The sequence below is a fragment of the Falsiroseomonas selenitidurans genome (assembly GCF_012103215.1).
Classification (GTDB): domain Bacteria; phylum Pseudomonadota; class Alphaproteobacteria; order Acetobacterales; family Acetobacteraceae; genus Falsiroseomonas; species Falsiroseomonas selenitidurans.
On record NZ_JAAVNE010000002.1, the window covers coordinates 130,450 to 145,683 of the forward strand.

A 15,234-nucleotide genomic window follows, 5' to 3' on the forward strand; every position below is an offset into this window, starting at 1 on the left:
TTCAGTCGGCGTACTGCCCGGCGGCCTGGATCAGCGGGCGCCACTTGGCGATGTCCGCCTGCCAGAAGGCGCGATGCGCTTCCGGCGTGGCGCGGGCCACCGGCACCGGGGCGGTGCCCAGCGCGGCGAAGCGGGTGCCGACATTGGCATCCGTCAGGGCCGCCAGCAGCGCCTGGTTCAGCCGGGCGATGATGGCCGCCGGCGTGGCCTTCGGCGCATACAGCCCGTGCCAGACGCTGACCTCGAAGCCCGGCAGCCCGCCTTCGGCGGCGGTCGGCAGGTCGGGCAGGGCGGCGATGCGCGCCGGCGTGGTCGCGGCGAAGGCGCGCACGCTGCCGGCCTTGATCTGCTCCGTCGTGTTGGTGGTCTGGTCGCACATCAGGTCCACGGTGCCGGCCAGCAGGTCGTTCATCGCCGGGCCGGTGCCGCGATAGGGCACCGTCGTCATCTTCGTGCCCAGCGCCTGCTGCAGCAGCAGGCCGCACAGGTGGCTGGCGGCGCCGATGCCGGCATTGGCGTAGTTGAGGTTCTGCCCCTCGCGCCGCACCAGGGCGGCGAGTTCCGTCATGGTCTGCGCCGACAGGGTCTTGCGGCCGATCAGCGTCATGGGCACCTCGGTCACTAGGCCGACCGTCTCGAAGCCGCCGAGCGGGTCATAGGCCAGGCGGCGGTACAGGGTCGGGATCGTCGCCATGCCGATATGGTGCAGCAGGATGGTGTAGCCATCCGGCCGCGCCTGGGCGCAGCGCTGCGCGCCGAGCGTGCCGCCGGCGCCGCCGACATTCTCCACCACCACGGTCTGGCCGAGCGCGGTGCTCATCGCCTGGGCGATCAGCCGCGCCACCGTGTCGGTCGGCCCGCCGGCGGCGAAGGGTACGATCATGGTGACGGTGCGAGTCGGGAATGGGCCTTGCGCGAAAGCAGGCGCGGCAAGCGCGGCACCGGCGAGGCCCAGAAGGCCCCGCTTTCCAATCATGGTCATTTGTGTCTCGTTCCCTCGGAGAAGGCGGAGTTGGCGGTTCAGGCGTCCATCTTCAGGGCGGCAATGAAGGCGCTCTGCGGGATTTCGACCTTGCCGAACTGCCGCATCCGCTTCTTGCCTTCCTTCTGCTTGTCCAGCAGCTTGCGCTTGCGGCTGATGTCGCCGCCATAGCACTTTGCCGTGACATCCTTTGACATGGCGCTGATGGTCTCGCGCGCAATCACGCGGCCGCCGATGGCGGCCTGGATCGGGATCTTGAACAGCTGGCGGGGGATGAGCTCCTTCAGCTTCTCGCAGATCTGCCGGCCGCGGCGGTCCGCCTGGGTGCGGTGGGCCATGAAGGACAGCGCGTCCACCGGCTCCGCATTCACCAGGATGGAGATCTTCACCAGGTCCCCGGGCTCGTAGCCATCGACCGTGTAGTCGAAGCTGGCATAGCCGCGGGAGACGGATTTCAGCCGGTCGTAGAAGTCGAACACCACCTCGTTCAGCGGCAGGCGGTACACCGCCATGGGGCGGGTGCCGACATAGGTCAGTTCCACCTGCACGCCGCGGCGTTCGTTGCAGAGCGTGAGGACGGAGCCGAGGTAGTCCTCCGGCACCATGATGGTGGCCTTGATCCAGGGCTCGCTGATCTCGGCGATCACGCTGGGGTCCGGCATGTCGGCCGGGTTGTGCAGCTCCATCTCCTCGCCATTGGTGCGCTTGATCTTGTAGACCACGGAGGGCGCGGTCGCGATCAGGTCCAGGTCGAACTCGCGGGAGAGGCGTTCCTGCACGATCTCCAGGTGCAGCAGGCCGAGGAAGCCGCAGCGGTAGCCGAGGCCGAGCGCCGCGCTGTTCTCCATCTCGTAGTGGAAGCTGCTGTCGTTCAGCCGCAGCTTGCCGACCGATTCGCGCAGCTTCTCGAAATCGTCGGCATCCACCGGGTACAGGCCGCACCAGACCACGGGGATGGAGGGCTTGAAACCGGGCAGGGCTTCCGTCGCCGGGTTGCGGTCGTCCGTCAGCGTGTCGCCGACGTTGGTGTCGGCCACCGTCTTGATGGCGGCCGTCACGTAGCCCATCTCGCCCGGGCCGAGGCTGTCCACCGCCACCATCTTCGGCGTGAAGACGCCGACCTGCTCCACCGTATGGGCAGAGCCGTTCGACATCATGCGGATCTTCATGCCCTTGCGCAGATGCCCGTCGCGCACCCGCACCAGCACCACAACGCCGAGATAGGCATCGTACCAGCTGTCCACCAGCAGCGCCGTCAGCGTCTTGTCGGCATCGCCGGTGGGCGGCGGCAGGCGGGTGACGATGGCTTCCAGCACGCCCTCGATGTTCAGGCTGGTCTTGGCGCTGATCAGCACGGCGTCGGAGGCGTCGAGGCCGATCACATCCTCGATCTGCTGCTTCACCCGGTCGGGCTCCGCCGCCGGCAGGTCGATCTTGTTCAGGATCGGCACGATTTCGTGGTTCGCGTCCAGCGCCTGGTAGACATTGGCCAGCGTCTGCGCCTCCACGCCCTGGGAGGCATCGACCACCAGCAGCGAGCCCTCGCAGGCGGCCAGGCTGCGGCTCACCTCATAGGCGAAGTCGACATGGCCGGGCGTGTCCATCAGGTTGAGGATGTAGGTCTCCCCGTCCTGCGCCTTATATTGCAGGCGCACGGTCTGCGCCTTGATGGTGATGCCGCGCTCCCGCTCCAGCTCCATGTTGTCGAGGAGCTGTTCCTTCATCTCGCGCAGCGCCACCGTGCCGGTGGTCTGGATCAGGCGGTCCGCGAGGGTCGATTTCCCATGGTCGATATGGGCGATGATCGAGAAGTTGCGGATGCGGGAGAGGGGTGTGTCGGTCATCTGATTCCGGGTGCCGGACGCTGCGGAAGGGGGCCGCCTGGGTCAGCGGGGAGATAGGGCAGAACCCGCAGAAGTCCAAACTTTTCCGAGCAAGTGCTACCGGATCAGCCGCACCGGGATGGGCAGGCCCGGCTTCGCCGCCACCTCGGTCCAATTCACGGCGGCGATGCTTGCCGCCGGCATGGCCGCGGCGGTTACCTCCGCGCCAGGCTCGCCGCGCAGGGCAAGGACGGCGGAGGCATCCAGCACAATGGTCAGGGCGACGGTCCGGCGCCTTGCGCCGCCTCGGCGCGGCGCGAGGCGATCAGTTCCTCGGACCACATCGATTCGCCCGGCGGCCAGGGTGGCACCAGGGCCTGCAGCCTGCGGAGCGCGGCTGCCCGATTCGTGGCGTGCCGTTCCTGTTCCGTCACCGAGGAAGCAACGCGCCCCCGCCCGGCACGCCGAGGGAGGCGCGGATTTCCGCCGGCAGCACCAGCCGGCCCTCCGCATCCACCTGCACCGCCACGGCCCGGCCCATCGCCAGCCTCCTGCCGCCCGCCTGGGCCCGCCTAGAGCCGTTGCACCGCCAGCGAAGACGGTGAAACGGCTCCAGTTTATTGTTTCGACGCATTTTCCAAGTCGCCTTGCGAAGCCGCAAGGCTTGAAAATGCTCTAGCCTCGCAGCACCGCGCCGGTCGCCTTCGCCACCGCGGCGACGATCTTGGCCGTCACCGCCTCGATCTCCGCATCCGTCAGGGTGCGCTCGCGCGGCTGCAGCGTGGCCTGAATGGCCAGGCTGATCTTTCCTTCAGCCATGCGGTCACCGGCATAGCGGTCGAACAGCGTCACGTCGGCGACCAGCGCCTTCTCCGCATTCCGCGCCGCCCGCAGCACCTGCTCCGCCGGCACGCCGGCATCGACAATGAACGCAAGATCGCGCTTCAGCGGCTGGAAGGCGGGCAGGTCGGGCAGGCCCTTCTTCCGGCGCTTCGGCTCGGCGATGGCGTCCAGGAAGACCTCGAAGGCCACCACGGGCCCGGCCAGGCCGAGCGCCTTCACCACAAGCGGGTGCAGCTCCCCGAAGGTGGCCAGCACCGTCTTCGGCCCCTGGCGCAGCACGCCGGAACGGCCGGGGTGGTAGAAGCCCGGCGCATCCGTGGTCAGCATCACCGCCGCCATCGGCACGCCGAGCGCGCCCAGCACCGCCAGCGCATCGCCCTTGGCATCCAGCGCATCCACCGGCCGCGCCGGTGCCGCCCAGTTCGCCGCGGTCTGCCCGGCCCGCACCCCGGCCGCGACCGCCAGCTGGCTGATCCCCGCCGCCGGGTCGCGATAGGCGCCGCCGATCTCGCCCAATGCCACGTCCGGAAAACCGCGCGCCGCATTGCGGGCGGCGGCCATGGCGAGCGAGGCGACCGGCGTCGGCCGCATCTGGTCCAGGTCGCTGGCGATGGGGTTTTCAAGGTGCAGCCCGTCCGGCGTGTCCCCGAACAGCGCCGCGTTGGCGCGATCCAGGAAGCCGTAGGTCACGCAATCCTGCATCCCGCGCGAAGCCAGCACCCGCCGCGCCAGCGCCGCGCGCACCTGCTTTGGCGACAGCGCCGGCCGCGGCACGGCGGAGGTGACGGGCAGCGACACCGCCGGCACCGCATCCAGCCCGCCGAGGCGCAGCACCTCCTCCACCAGGTCGCATTCCGGCTCGATCGCGGCGCAGCCCTCGGCGGCGGTGCGGGCGCGGTCGGCCGGCAGGGAGGGGTCCTGCGCCAGCGCGCCGGCGCCGGCGATGTCGTTGCGCCAGGACGGCACGGCCACCGTCACCTGCGCCGCATCACGGGCCGCGATGGTGAAGCCCAGCCGCTCCAGCCGCCCGACCACCTCCTCCTCCGGCAGGTCCAGCCCGCCGAGGTCGCGCACCCGGGCGAAGCGCAGCGTCGCCTGGCGCTGCCAGGCCGGCTGTGCGCCCGCCTCGGAAATCTCCGAGGCCTCGCCACCGCACAGCTCCTGGATCATCCGCGTCGCGGCCTCCAGCGCCTTGGGCAGCAGGGCGGGGTCGATGCCGCGTTCGAAGCGGGACCGCGCATCGGTGCGCACATCATGCCGGCGGCCGGAGAGCGCGATGCGCACCGGGTCGAACAGCGCGCATTCGATGAAGCATTCGGTGGTGGTCTCGTCGCAGCCGGAATGCTCGCCGCCGATGATGCCGCCCAGCGCCTCCGCGCCATTGGCGTCGGCGATCACGCCGTCCTCCTCCGTCAGCGCGTAGGTCTTGCCGTTCAGCGCCAGCAATTCCTCGCCCGGCCGGGCCATCCGCATGGTCAGCTCGGTGCCCGAGACCTTCGCCACGTCGAAGACATGCAGCGGGCGGCCGACGGCGAAGGTGAAGTAGTTGGTGATATCGACCAGCGCGCTGATCGGCCGCAGCCCGATCGCCACCAGCCGGTCCTGCAGCCACTGGGGGGACGGCCCGTTCTTCACGCCGCGCACGGCGCGGCCGAGCACCCAGGTGCAGGCGCGCGGATCGGCAATGCGCCAGTGCAGCGGCGCCGGATAGGCCGCCGCCACCGGCGCCACCTCCCAGCCCTTCAGCGTGCCGAGCCCCGCCGCCGCCAGGTCCCGCGCGATGCCGCGGACGGAGAGCGCATCGCCGCGGTTCGGCGTGACCTTGATCTCGATCACCGGGTCATCGAGGCCGGCCCATTTCACATAGCTCTCGCCGAGCGGCGCATCCTCCGGCAGGTCGACGATGCCCGAATGGTCGTCGCCCAGCCCCATCTCCCGCGAGGACAGCATCATCGCCTCGGACTTCACGCCGCGGATTTCGCCGAGCTTCAGCGTGATGCCGGTGCCCGGGATGAAATCGCCCGGCACTGCCAGCACGCCCTTCATGCCGGTGCGTGCATTCGGCGCGCCGCAGACCACGGAGAGCTCGCGCCCATCGCCCACATCGACGCGCAGCTGCCGCAGCCGGTCGGCATTCGGGTGCTGAACCGCCTCGATCACGCGGGCGATCCGGAATTTTCCCAGATCCGCGGCCGGGTTCTCAATGCCTTCGACCTCGATGCCGATGGCGGAGAGGGTGGTGGAGATCGCCTCCAGCGTGGCGTCGGTGTCGAGGTGCTCGCGCAGCCAGCTCAGGGGGAATTTCATCGGGTCAGATTCCCTCGTGCAGGCTGGCGGGCGCCAGCGGCTCGGCGGCCCAGTGGCGCAGCCAGCGCAGGTCGCTTTCGTAGAAGGGGCGGAGGTCCGGCATGCCGTGCTTCAGCATGGTGATGCGCTCGATCCCCATGCCGAAGGCAAAGCCCTGCCATTCGCGCGGATCGAGCCCGCAATTGGCCAGCACCTTGGGATGCACCATCCCGCTGCCCAGAATCTCCAGCCAGTCGCCGCCACCGCCGAGCTCGCCCGTCTTCCGGTTCCAGCCGATGTCCACTTCCATCGAAGGCTCGGTGAAGGGGAAGTAGGAGGAGCGGAACCGCACCGGCAGGTCGGAAATGCCGAAGAAGGCCCGCAGGAAATCCGTCAGGCACCCCTTCAGATGGCCGAGCGTGATGCCGCGATCGATCACCAGCCCCTCCACCTGGTGGAACATCGGGCTATGCGTCGCGTCATGGTCGGCGCGATAGGTGCGGCCCGGCGCGATGATGCGGATCGGCGGCGGCTCACCCAGCATGGTGCGGATCTGCAGGGGCGAGGTCTGGGTGCGCAGCACCAGCCGCTGTCCGGCCGCATCCGTGCCCGGCATGTAGAAGGTATCGTGGTCCTGCCGCGCCGGGTGATGGTCCGGGATGTTCAGCGCGCCGAAATTGTACCAGTCACCCTCGATATCCGGCCCCTCGACCACCCGGAACCCCATGCTGCCGAAGATCGCCGTCAGCTCCTCGATGGTCCGGCTGATCGGGTGGATGCCGCCCTCCGCGGCGGTGCCCGGCGCGAAGGGGCGGGGGGGCAGCGACACATCCAGCCGCTCCGCCTTCAGACGCGCCGTCAGCGCCTCCGCCTCCAGCACCGCCTTGCGGGCCTCCAGCAGCGCCTCGACCTCGTTCTTCAGGCGGTTCAGCGCCGCGCCGCGCTCCTTGCGCGCCTCCGCCGGCACCGCGCCCAGGCCCTTCAGCAGCCCGGACAGGCTGCCGGACTTGCCGAGCACCGCCACCCGCACCGCATCCAGCGCCCGCAGGTCGGCCGCCCCCGCCAGCGCCATCTCGGCTTCCGCGCGCAGCGCGGCCAGATCATCCGTCATCATGCCTGCATCCGGATACGGAAAAGGCCGCCCCCTGCGGGACGGCCCTCCTGTTTGGTCTTCAGTCCGAACCGATCGGTTCAGGCCTGCGCGGGGAGGGCGCCCTTCGCCTTTTCGACGATGGCCGCAAAACCCGCCGCGTCATCATAGGCCAGCGCCGCCAGCATCTTGCGGTCGATCTCGATGTTCGCCGCCTTGATGCCCGCGATGAAGCGGGAATAGGTCAGGCCATGCTCGCGCACCGCGGCATTGATGCGCTGGATCCACAGGCCGCGGAAATCGCGCTTCTTGTTGCGCCGGTCGCGATAGGCGTATTGCAGCGCCTTCTCGACCCGCTCCAGCGCGGGGCGATAGGCGGTCGAAGACCGGCCGACATAGCCCTCGGCGAGCTTCAGGATCTTCTTGTGACGGGCGTGCTTGGTTACGCCCCGCTTCACACGTGCCATGGTTCAGATCCTCCCTTACCGGCTCGAACCGTAAGGCATCCACTGCTTCACCGTGTCGCTGTCCTGCTTCGGCAGCAGGAAGGTGCCACGGTTCTGCCGCTTCATCTTGTTCGTCTTCGCCGTCAGCATGTGGCGCTTGTTGCCGGCGCCAGCCTTCACGCGGCCCGACGCCGTCAGGGTGAAGCGCTTCTTCACGCTGGACTTGGTCTTCATCTTGGGCATTTGGACCTCCAATCGGTCTGGCCGGTCCCACCTCACCCCAGCCTCCCCCGCGGAAGGCCAGACCGCACCATGCGGCAGGGACACGGATCCGCGGCCAGGCATGCCCAACCAGAGGCCATGACCCGCGGAGCGCGGCTTGTAGCGGCGTGACCACCGCGACGCAAGCGACTCAGGGGCGATGGCGCGGGCGAGGCTGGAAGGGTTCCACCCGCTTCTGGCACCGCAGGCTTGCATCGCCTATCGTCGATAAACGATGAACCCTGCAACCGGACGCCCTGCCCTGACCCCATCCCCATCCCCATCCCCGGGCGCCGAAGCCGATGCGGCGGTCGCCGCCATCGCCAAGGCCTTGGGCCACCCGGCCCGCATCCGCATCATCCGCCTGCTGCTGGAACGGCCGGCCTGCTTCGGCTGCGACATCGTGGCGGAGGTGGGCCTGGCCCAATCCACCGTATCGGAGCATCTGCGCATCCTGCGCAGCGCCGGGATCATCAGCGGCGACGTCGCGCATCCGCGCATCTGCTACGCGATCGACCCGGGCCGGCTGATGCCGCTGGCCCTGCTGCTGAACGCCATCTTCGAGAAGCACGGCAGGGGCGAGCTCAAGGGCTCGATCTGCTGCCCGCCTCCCTCCTTCACCCCCGGCCAGGATTAGCCCCGTGTCGCTGTTCGATCGCTACCTTTCCCTCTGGGTCGCCCTGTGCATCGTGGCCGGCATTGCGCTCGGCAGCCTGTTTCCGGGCTTCTTCCAACGCGTCGCGGGCTGGGAATACGCCTCGGTCAACCTGGTGGTGGCCGCGCTGATCTGGGCCATGGTCTACCCGATGATGGTCGCGGTGGATTTCGCCAGCCTGCGGCACATCCATCGGCGGCCCAAGGGGCTGGTCATCACGCTGGTGATCAACTGGCTGGTGAAGCCCTTCACCATGGCGGCCCTCGGCGTGCTGTTCTTCGAGCACCTCTTCGCCGGGCTGATCGACCCCGCCGACGCCGGCCAGTACATCGCCGGGCTGATCCTGCTGGGCGCCGCGCCCTGCACCGCCATGGTGTTCATCTGGTCACAGCTGACGCGGGGCGATGCGAACTACACGCTGGTGCAGGTCTCGCTGAACGACGTCATCATGGTCTTCGCCTTCGCGCCGATCGTGGCGCTGCTGCTGGGCGTGACCGAGATCGCCGTGCCGTGGGAGACGCTGCTGCTGTCCACCCTGCTGTATGTGGTGATCCCCTTGGCGCTGGGCGCCGCCACCCGCTGGGCGCTGCTGCGGGGCGGGGAGGGGGCGGCGCGGGTCGCGGCCTTCAACGCGGCGATCAAGCCCTTTTCCATCCTCGGCCTGCTGGCCACGGTGGTGCTGCTGTTCGGCTTCCAGGGCCAGGTCATCCTGGACCGCCCGCTGCTGATCGGGCTGATCGCGGTGCCGCTGCTGATCCAGTCCTACGGCATCTTCGCGCTGGCCTATGCTGCCGCCTGGGCCTGGCGCGTGCCGCACCGCATCGCCGCACCCTGTGCGCTGATCGGCACCTCCAACTTCTTCGAACTGGCCGTCGCGGTGGCCATCGGCCTGTTCGGGCTGAATTCCGGTGCCGCCCTGGTCACGGTGGTGGGCGTGCTGGTGGAGGTGCCGGTGATGCTGTCCCTGGTCGCCTTCGCCAACCGCACGCGCCGGCACTTCCCCGAGGGCGAGGCCGGCGCCTGAGGCGCTGGAGCCGCCTCACCGAACGCGAAGCCGGTGAGGCGCCTCCACCTTGTTGTTCCAACGCATCTTCCCAGCGCCTTGCGAAGCCGCTACGCCGCCGCCGCCAGGCTTTCCCGCCGCAGCAGGGCCGTCAGGTGGGCCGCGATGGCGCCCATGCCGGTCTGCGCGCCGCTGCGGCCGGCGCGGGCCTCGGCTTCCGCATTGTAGTTGGTGTTGGTGTTGACGTCGTAGGCGAAGCTGTTGCCCGCCGCATCGGTGATGAATTCGATGGCGCCGACGCCGATGCCGTTCGCCAGCAGGAAGGCCTCCATCCGGTGGATCAGCGGATGCTGGAAGCCTTCCTGGATGATGAATTTCTGGCCCGGCGCCACCGCGGGGCAGGCCGCCCCATCACCGATGGCGCAGGCATCCGCCGGGCACAGTTCGAAACCTTCCGAGGTGTCCACCCGCACCGCATAAAGGAACCGGCCGCCGACGAACTCGGCGCGGGTGATGCAGGGCTCCGCGGCCTCGATGTAGCGCTGCACCAGCCAGATGCCGTCGCGCGGATGGGCCTCCTGGTCCTCCGTCACGTCGAGCAGCGCCAGCGCCTCGCGCAGCGCCGGCTCGCTGCGCAGCAGGCGCACGCCCAGGCCCTTGCCGGCGCGGTTGTGCTTCAGGATGAGCGGGTAGCCAAGCTTCGCGGCGGCCTCGGGGATGTTCTCCCGCCCCACCACGGCCAGGGTGGCCGGCACCGGGATGCCGTGGATCGCCAGGGCCTGGTATTGCGCGACCTTGGACAGTTCGAGCTGCAGCGCCCGCCGGCCGTTCACCAGCGAGCGCTTGTGACGCTCCAGCACCTCGATCACCGCACCGGCATATTCCGGGGCGTAGACATGGCCGCGGGTGTGGGAAGAGGCGCTCATGCGGTTGTAGAAGATGCCCGCCGGCGGCGCCTGGGTCAGGTCCAGCACGCCGCGGTCCAGGAACCATTCCTCATAGGGGGTGCCGAGCGTGGCGAAGGCCTGGCGGAGCGGTTCCACCCAGGCGTCGTTCTCGTGGATGACGTGGACCTTGGTCATGACAGGAAATCCCCCGGCCGGCTGCGATGATCGAGCCGAGAGAAAGGATTTTTCTGACAAAGGGCAATAGGCCCGGAAGAGAAAGAATTATCCTCCAATTCCCGGGCGCTGGGGCGAAATCCCGTTCCTATTCCGCCGCGTCGTCGAGCACGCCCTGCTCCGTCCCCGGCGGGCATTCCGGCATGTCGCGCAGGAATTTGTAGCGGCCATGGCCCTTCAGCGCCGCCAGGTCGTGCGGCACCAGCCCGGGCAGGTCGAGATCGGTCACCACCGCTTCCGGCCCGCCGAAGTCGATGGTCACGGCGCCGACCGCCGGCGCGCCGCCATGGCTCGCGGACCCCAGGAAGGCCAGCGCCGGCAGCCAGAGGTGGCGGATGCCGTCCACCACACGGTCGCGGCGGGCATGCAGGTGGCCGCTGATCACCATCCGCACGCCGCCCTGGCGCAGCAGCGGCAGCAGCGCGGTGCGCGGGGCCAGGTTGATGGAGCCTGCGGTGGGCTGGTCCTCACCGGCATGTTCCACGAAGAGCGGCTTGTGCAGCACCAGGGCGACCGGGCGGCCCGCGGCCTCGTCCAGCTGCCGCGCCAGCCAAGCCACCTGCTCCGCCTCCCGCGCCAGGCCGGAGCCGAGCAGCTGGGCGTTGAGGCCGATCAGCCGCCAGGCGCCGACATCGCGCAGGAAGCGGTCGGTGCCGAAGGCGGCGTCCCAGCGCGCCAGGCGGGCATCGTCGATGATCTGCGCCGGGTCCTGCCCGGGCGGCTCGTCGCCGACATCATGGTTGCCGGGCAGGGCCAGCAGCGGGGCGCGCAGGTGCTGGCCCAGGGCGCGGGCGGCGAAGGCCATCTCCGCGTCGCTGTCGGGGCCGTTGATGCAGAGGTCGCCATTCACCACCACCGCGGCCGGGTCCGCCGCATTGGCCGCCGCCGCACCGAGGCGGAAATTCTCCCAGAAGAAGCCATGGGTGGGGGAGAGGTGCAGGTCGGAGAGGAAGACGATGCGGGGCATGTGCGGTGGCCCTTCAGCTGAAGCTCAGATTGGTGGCGCGGAAGTCCATGTAGTAGAGCGGGTAGTGCATCCAGTTGATGGCGCGCCGCTTGGCGAAGTATTCGCGCACCGGGTACAGGATGAGGGCCGGGGCCTCGGCCTCGAATTCATCCAGCAGCGCCAGCCAGACCCGGCGGCGTTCGGCTGGCGCGGTGGCCAGGCGCAATTCCCGCACCAGGGCGTTGAAGCGCACCGGCTGCCAGAAGCCGTTCTTCTGCAGCGAGTAATCCTCCGCCAGATGCACCGCCAGGCCGCCGCCCAGCGGGTCCGGGAAGCGGAAGGCGATGGAGGTGGGGCGGATATCGGCGCCCGGCTGCGTCAGCAGGGAGAGGTTCTCCCGGGTTTCCAGCCGGGTCCTGACCCCCACCGTGGTCCACATCTGCTGCACGATCTGCACCGCCTGCAGCATCTGCAGGTAGTAGCCCGGCGCGATGCGGATGGTCAGTTCCTCGCCGCGATAGCCGGCCTCGGCCAGCAGCCGGCGGCTGCGGTCGGGGTCGAAGGTGAAGCCGCGGCGCTGCGCATCGTACAGGTCGCCGAAGGCCGGAATCTGCAGCGCCGGCATCGGCTTGAAGGCGGCGCCCCACAGGGCGCGGCCGAGCAGTTCGGTGTCGACGGCATGGTTCAGCGCGCGCCGCACCCGGGCATCGCGCAGCGCCGGCTGGCGCGTGTCGTAGTAGAGGATGTGGGCGAAATCGAGCGCCACATCGACGCCTTCCAGGGTCGGGTTGCCGGCCAGGCCCTCGATCTGCTCGGGCAGCAGGTTGGTCACCAGGTCGAAATCGCCGGCTTGCAGCCCGGCGAGGCGGGAGGAGGCTTCCGGCACCACGGTGAACACCACCTGCTTCGCCGGCGGGCGGCCCTGCCAGTAGGCGTCGTGGCTGTCCAGCACCGCGCGCTGGTCGCGCTGGAAGCTGGCGACGCGATAGGGGCCGCTGCCCACCGGCTGGCGGCGCAGCCCGTCGCGGCCGCTCTCCGCATAGGCGCGGGCGGAGTGGATCCAGCCGCCATAGGCGGCGAGCCGCTGCGGCATCACCGGGTCCGGCGTGCGGGTGCGGAACACCACCTTGTCCGCGCCCTCGGCCTCGACCCCCGCGAGGTGGCCGAAATTCACCCGGCCCTCGAAGGTCTGCACCTGCGGGCCCCACATCCGCTCGGCGGAGAAGGTGGAGAGCACGTCGGCGGGGCCGAACATGGTGTCGTCATGCATCCGCACGTCGCGGCGCAGCGTCGCCACCCAGGTCAGCGGGTCGCGCTGTTCCAGCGCGGTCGCCAGGAAGGGCGTCAGCCGCTGCCCGCCTTCCGCGGATTCGGCGCGGAAATCGCGGCGCCACAGCGTGTCGAACACGTTGTAGGAGACGCGCAGCCCGACATTGGAGATGCTCTCCAGCGGCTCCAGCGTCGGTGGCAGCGCCTGCACCGCGATGCGCAGCACGGGACGGGCATCGGCCTGGGCGCGGACGGTGCGGGGCAAAGCGGGGGCGGCCAGGGCGCTGGCCAGCAGGGCGCGGCGGGTGGTCATGGGGGGTCTCCCTCGGTCGCGCGCAACCTAGGCATGGCGGGAGACAGGGCGATGACAGGCCGGTGTGCGCTGTGTGACGGGCAGGCGCGGGTTTCGCCCGCGGCGGCCGCACTCTATATGCCGGGCGTGACCCTTCCCTTCCGCAAGATGCATGGCCTGGGCAACGACTTCGTCGTGCTGGACGGCCGTGCCACCCCGCTGCCGGTCACCCCGGCCCGCGCTGCCGCGATTGCCGACCGGCATTTCGGCATCGGCTGTGACCAGTTCATCGTGCTGGAGGCGCCCGGCGAGGGCGCGGATGTGTTCATGCGCATCCGCAACCCGGATGGCTCGGAAGCCGGCGCCTGCGGCAATGCCACGCGCTGCATCGCCTCCCTGGTCGCGGCGGAGACGGGGCGGGACCGGGTGGTGGTGCGCACCATCGCCGGGGACCTGCCGGTGGAACGGCTGGAAGACGGGCTGTGGCGGGCGGATATGGGCCCGGCGCGGCTGGGCTGGCAGGATGTGCCGCTGGCGCGCGCGATGGACACGCTGCACCTGCCGCTGGCCCGCGGCGCGGTGGCGGACCCGGCGGCGTGCTCCATGGGCAACCCGCACGCCACCTTCTTCGTCCGCGACCTGGACCTGGTGCCAGTGGCGGAGATCGGCCCGGGGCTGGAGCATGACCCGCTCTTCCCGCAACGCGCCAATATCGGCTTCGCCGAGATCCTGGCGCCGGACCGCATGCGGCTGGTGATCTGGGAGCGCGGCGCCGGGCTGACCCTGGCCTGCGGTTCCGGCGCCTGCGCCGCCATCGTCAACGCGCATCGGCGCGGGCTGGTCGGCCGGCGCGCCACCGTCACCATGCCGGGCGGGGACCTGCTGATGGAATGGCGGGCGGATGGGCATGTGCTGATGACAGGCCCCGTCGCCACCGCCTTCACCGGCACGCTGGACCTGGACGCGCTGGCGGGATGAGCGTGCGGTCCCTGCATTTCGGCTGCCGGCTAAATGCCGAGGAATCCGGCCGGATGCAGGCCCTGGCGGAGGCCGGCGGCGCCGGCCCGATGCTGGTGGTGAACACCTGCGCCGTGACGGCGGAGGCCGAGGCCCAGGCGCGCCAGGCGATCCGCCGCGCGGCGCGGTCGGAACCGGGGCTGCCCATCCATGTCACCGGCTGCGCCGCCACCATCGCGCCGGCGGCCTGGGCCGCGCTGCCCGGCGTGGTGCGGGTGGTGCCGAACAACGACAAGCTGCGCCCCGAAAGCTGGTCCGCCGCCGCCCCGCCGGCGCCGCGCCCGGTGGCCGGGCAGACCCGTGCGCTGCTGCCGATCCAGACCGGCTGCGACCATCACTGCACCTTCTGCATCATCCCGCAGGGCCGCGGCGCTTCCCGCTCCGTCCCGCTGGGGGAGGCGGCGGCGCGGCTGCGCGCCCTGGTGGAATCGGGCGTGCAGGAAGTGGTGCTGACCGGCGTCGACATCGCCAGCTACGGCACGGATCTGCCCGGCACGCCGCGGCTGGGCCAGGCGGTGCGGCGGCTGCTGGCGCTGGTGCCCGAATTGCCGCGGCTGCGCCTGTCCTCGCTGGACCCGGCCGGGATTGATGACGACCTCTGGCGGCTCCTGGCGGAGGAGCCGCGGCTGATGCCGCATCTGCACCTGTCCGTGCAGCATGGCGCGACGCTGATCCTGAAGCGCATGAAGCGCCGGCATGGCCGGGCGGAGGTGGTGGCCCTGGCCCGCCGCGCCCGCGCCCTGCGGCCGGAGATCGCCTTCGGCGCCGACCTCATCGCCGGCTTCCCGACCGAGTCGGAGGCGCATTTCATGGAAATGCTGGCCCTGGTGGAGGAAGCCGGGCTCAGCTTCCTGCATGTGTTTCCCTTCTCCGCCCGGCCTTCCACCCCGGCGGCGCGGATGCCGCAACTGCCGGTGCCGCTGCGGCGCGAACGCGCGGCGCGGCTGCGCGCGGCGGGCCAGGCGGCGGCGCAGCGCCTGTTCGCCAGCCGGCTGGGCCGGGTGGAGCGCGTGCTGCTGGAACGCGGCGGGCGCGGCCATACCGAGCAATTCGCCCCGGTGCGCCTGGCCGGCGGCACGCCGCCGGCCGGAAGCCTGTTGTCGCTGCGGGTGCTGGGCGCCGATGACAGCGGCCTGATCGTGGAGGCGGCGTAGCAAGCATGGCGCTCAAGGGTTTCTGGGATCGGCTGCGCGGCAAGGA

14 protein-coding genes are annotated in these 15,234 nt (G+C 70.3%); 4 read left to right on the top strand and 10 right to left on the bottom strand.

Features of this window, described 5'->3' with window-relative positions; translation table 11 throughout:
* Position 1 precedes the first annotated feature (1 nt).
* From HEQ75_RS02140 to rpmI, 7 genes are all read right to left on the bottom strand, one after another.
* Positions 2 to 883, bottom strand: coding sequence for a tripartite tricarboxylate transporter substrate-binding protein (locus HEQ75_RS02140; RefSeq protein WP_235961191.1), 882 nt, complete (start codon positions 881 to 883; stop codon positions 2 to 4).
* Positions 884 to 1,020: 137 nt separating this feature from the next.
* Positions 1,021 to 2,826 carry a translation elongation factor 4 gene (gene lepA / locus HEQ75_RS02145; RefSeq protein WP_168027270.1) on the bottom strand — a complete coding sequence of 602 codons (1,806 nt, stop codon included), beginning with the start codon at positions 2,824 to 2,826 and terminating at the stop codon, positions 1,021 to 1,023.
* Between the two features lie 96 nt (positions 2,827 to 2,922).
* Positions 2,923 to 3,075 carry a type II toxin-antitoxin system VapC family toxin gene (locus HEQ75_RS02150; protein WP_168027271.1) on the bottom strand — a complete coding sequence of 51 codons (153 nt, stop codon included), beginning with the start codon at positions 3,073 to 3,075 and terminating at the stop codon, positions 2,923 to 2,925.
* A gap of 405 nt (positions 3,076 to 3,480) precedes the next feature.
* The gene (gene pheT / locus HEQ75_RS02155) at positions 3,481 to 5,955 is read right to left on the bottom strand and encodes a phenylalanine--tRNA ligase subunit beta (protein ID WP_168027272.1); all 2,475 of its coding nucleotides are present in this window, start codon (positions 5,953 to 5,955) and stop codon (positions 3,481 to 3,483) included.
* Between the two features lie 4 nt (positions 5,956 to 5,959).
* Positions 5,960 to 7,045: a phenylalanine--tRNA ligase subunit alpha gene (gene pheS, locus HEQ75_RS02160; RefSeq protein WP_168027381.1), complete on the bottom strand. Its 1,086-nt coding sequence runs from the start codon at positions 7,043 to 7,045 to the stop codon at positions 5,960 to 5,962.
* An 80-nt stretch (positions 7,046 to 7,125) separates the two neighbouring features.
* Positions 7,126 to 7,491 carry a 50S ribosomal protein L20 gene (gene rplT / locus HEQ75_RS02165; RefSeq protein ID WP_168027273.1) on the bottom strand — a complete coding sequence of 122 codons (366 nt, stop codon included), beginning with the start codon at positions 7,489 to 7,491 and terminating at the stop codon, positions 7,126 to 7,128.
* A 15-nt stretch (positions 7,492 to 7,506) separates the two neighbouring features.
* Positions 7,507 to 7,713: a 50S ribosomal protein L35 gene (gene rpmI / locus HEQ75_RS02170; protein WP_168027274.1), complete on the bottom strand. Its 207-nt coding sequence runs from the start codon at positions 7,711 to 7,713 to the stop codon at positions 7,507 to 7,509.
* 253 nt (positions 7,714 to 7,966) lie between these two features.
* Between rpmI and HEQ75_RS02175 the strand changes: the two genes are divergently transcribed.
* Complete coding sequence (locus HEQ75_RS02175) at positions 7,967 to 8,368, top strand: ArsR/SmtB family transcription factor (RefSeq protein WP_168027275.1); 402 nt, start codon at positions 7,967 to 7,969, stop codon at positions 8,366 to 8,368.
* 4 nt (positions 8,369 to 8,372) lie between these two features.
* The gene (gene arsB / locus HEQ75_RS02180) at positions 8,373 to 9,410 is read left to right on the top strand and encodes an ACR3 family arsenite efflux transporter (protein ID WP_168027276.1); all 1,038 of its coding nucleotides are present in this window, start codon (positions 8,373 to 8,375) and stop codon (positions 9,408 to 9,410) included.
* Between the two features lie 89 nt (positions 9,411 to 9,499).
* Here arsB and HEQ75_RS02185 read toward each other — a convergent pair whose 3' ends face one another.
* The 3 genes from HEQ75_RS02185 to HEQ75_RS02195 all read right to left on the bottom strand — a co-directional run bounded on the left by HEQ75_RS02185 (position 9,500) and on the right by HEQ75_RS02195 (position 13,038).
* Positions 9,500 to 10,471 (bottom strand): ATP-grasp domain-containing protein, encoded by a 972-nt coding sequence (locus HEQ75_RS02185; RefSeq protein WP_168027277.1) that lies wholly within the window; start codon positions 10,469 to 10,471, stop codon positions 9,500 to 9,502.
* Positions 10,472 to 10,598: 127 nt separating this feature from the next.
* On the bottom strand, positions 10,599 to 11,477 hold the full coding sequence (locus HEQ75_RS02190; RefSeq protein ID WP_168027278.1) for a metallophosphoesterase family protein: 879 nt from the start codon (positions 11,475 to 11,477) through the stop codon (positions 10,599 to 10,601).
* Between the two features lie 13 nt (positions 11,478 to 11,490).
* Positions 11,491 to 13,038: an ABC transporter substrate-binding protein gene (locus tag HEQ75_RS02195; RefSeq protein WP_168027279.1), complete on the bottom strand. Its 1,548-nt coding sequence runs from the start codon at positions 13,036 to 13,038 to the stop codon at positions 11,491 to 11,493.
* 126 nt (positions 13,039 to 13,164) lie between these two features.
* Between HEQ75_RS02195 and dapF the strand changes: the two genes are divergently transcribed.
* Positions 13,165 to 13,995, top strand: a complete 831-nt coding sequence (dapF, locus tag HEQ75_RS02200; RefSeq protein ID WP_168027280.1) for a diaminopimelate epimerase — start codon at positions 13,165 to 13,167, stop codon at positions 13,993 to 13,995.
* Positions 13,992 to 15,188 carry a MiaB/RimO family radical SAM methylthiotransferase gene (locus tag HEQ75_RS02205; RefSeq protein ID WP_168027281.1) on the top strand — a complete coding sequence of 399 codons (1,197 nt, stop codon included), beginning with the start codon at positions 13,992 to 13,994 and terminating at the stop codon, positions 15,186 to 15,188. Before dapF ends, HEQ75_RS02205 begins: the two co-directional genes overlap by 4 nt.
* Positions 15,189 to 15,234 lie beyond the last annotated feature (46 nt).

Bases quoted from the DNA above. Each gene is read 5' to 3' on its own strand.
- HEQ75_RS02140 (WP_235961191.1), bottom strand. From the start codon at position 883: ATGATCGTACCCTTCGCCGCCGGCGGGCCGACCGACACGGTGGCGCGG.
- lepA (WP_168027270.1), bottom strand. From the start codon at position 2,826: ATGACCGACACACCCCTCTCCCGCATCCGCAACTTCTCGATCATCGCC.
- pheT (WP_168027272.1), bottom strand. From the start codon at position 5,955: ATGAAATTCCCCCTGAGCTGGCTGCGCGAGCACCTCGACACCGACGCC.
- pheS (WP_168027381.1), bottom strand. From the start codon at position 7,045: ATGACGGATGATCTGGCCGCGCTGCGCGCGGAAGCCGAGATGGCGCTG.
- rplT (WP_168027273.1), bottom strand. From the start codon at position 7,491: ATGGCACGTGTGAAGCGGGGCGTAACCAAGCACGCCCGTCACAAGAAG.
- rpmI (WP_168027274.1), bottom strand. From the start codon at position 7,713: ATGCCCAAGATGAAGACCAAGTCCAGCGTGAAGAAGCGCTTCACCCTG.
- HEQ75_RS02175 (WP_168027275.1), top strand. From the start codon at position 7,967: ATGAACCCTGCAACCGGACGCCCTGCCCTGACCCCATCCCCATCCCCA.
- HEQ75_RS02185 (WP_168027277.1), bottom strand. From the start codon at position 10,471: ATGACCAAGGTCCACGTCATCCACGAGAACGACGCCTGGGTGGAACCG.
- HEQ75_RS02190 (WP_168027278.1), bottom strand. From the start codon at position 11,477: ATGCCCCGCATCGTCTTCCTCTCCGACCTGCACCTCTCCCCCACCCAT.
- HEQ75_RS02195 (WP_168027279.1), bottom strand. From the start codon at position 13,038: ATGACCACCCGCCGCGCCCTGCTGGCCAGCGCCCTGGCCGCCCCCGCT.
- HEQ75_RS02205 (WP_168027281.1), top strand. From the start codon at position 13,992: ATGAGCGTGCGGTCCCTGCATTTCGGCTGCCGGCTAAATGCCGAGGAA.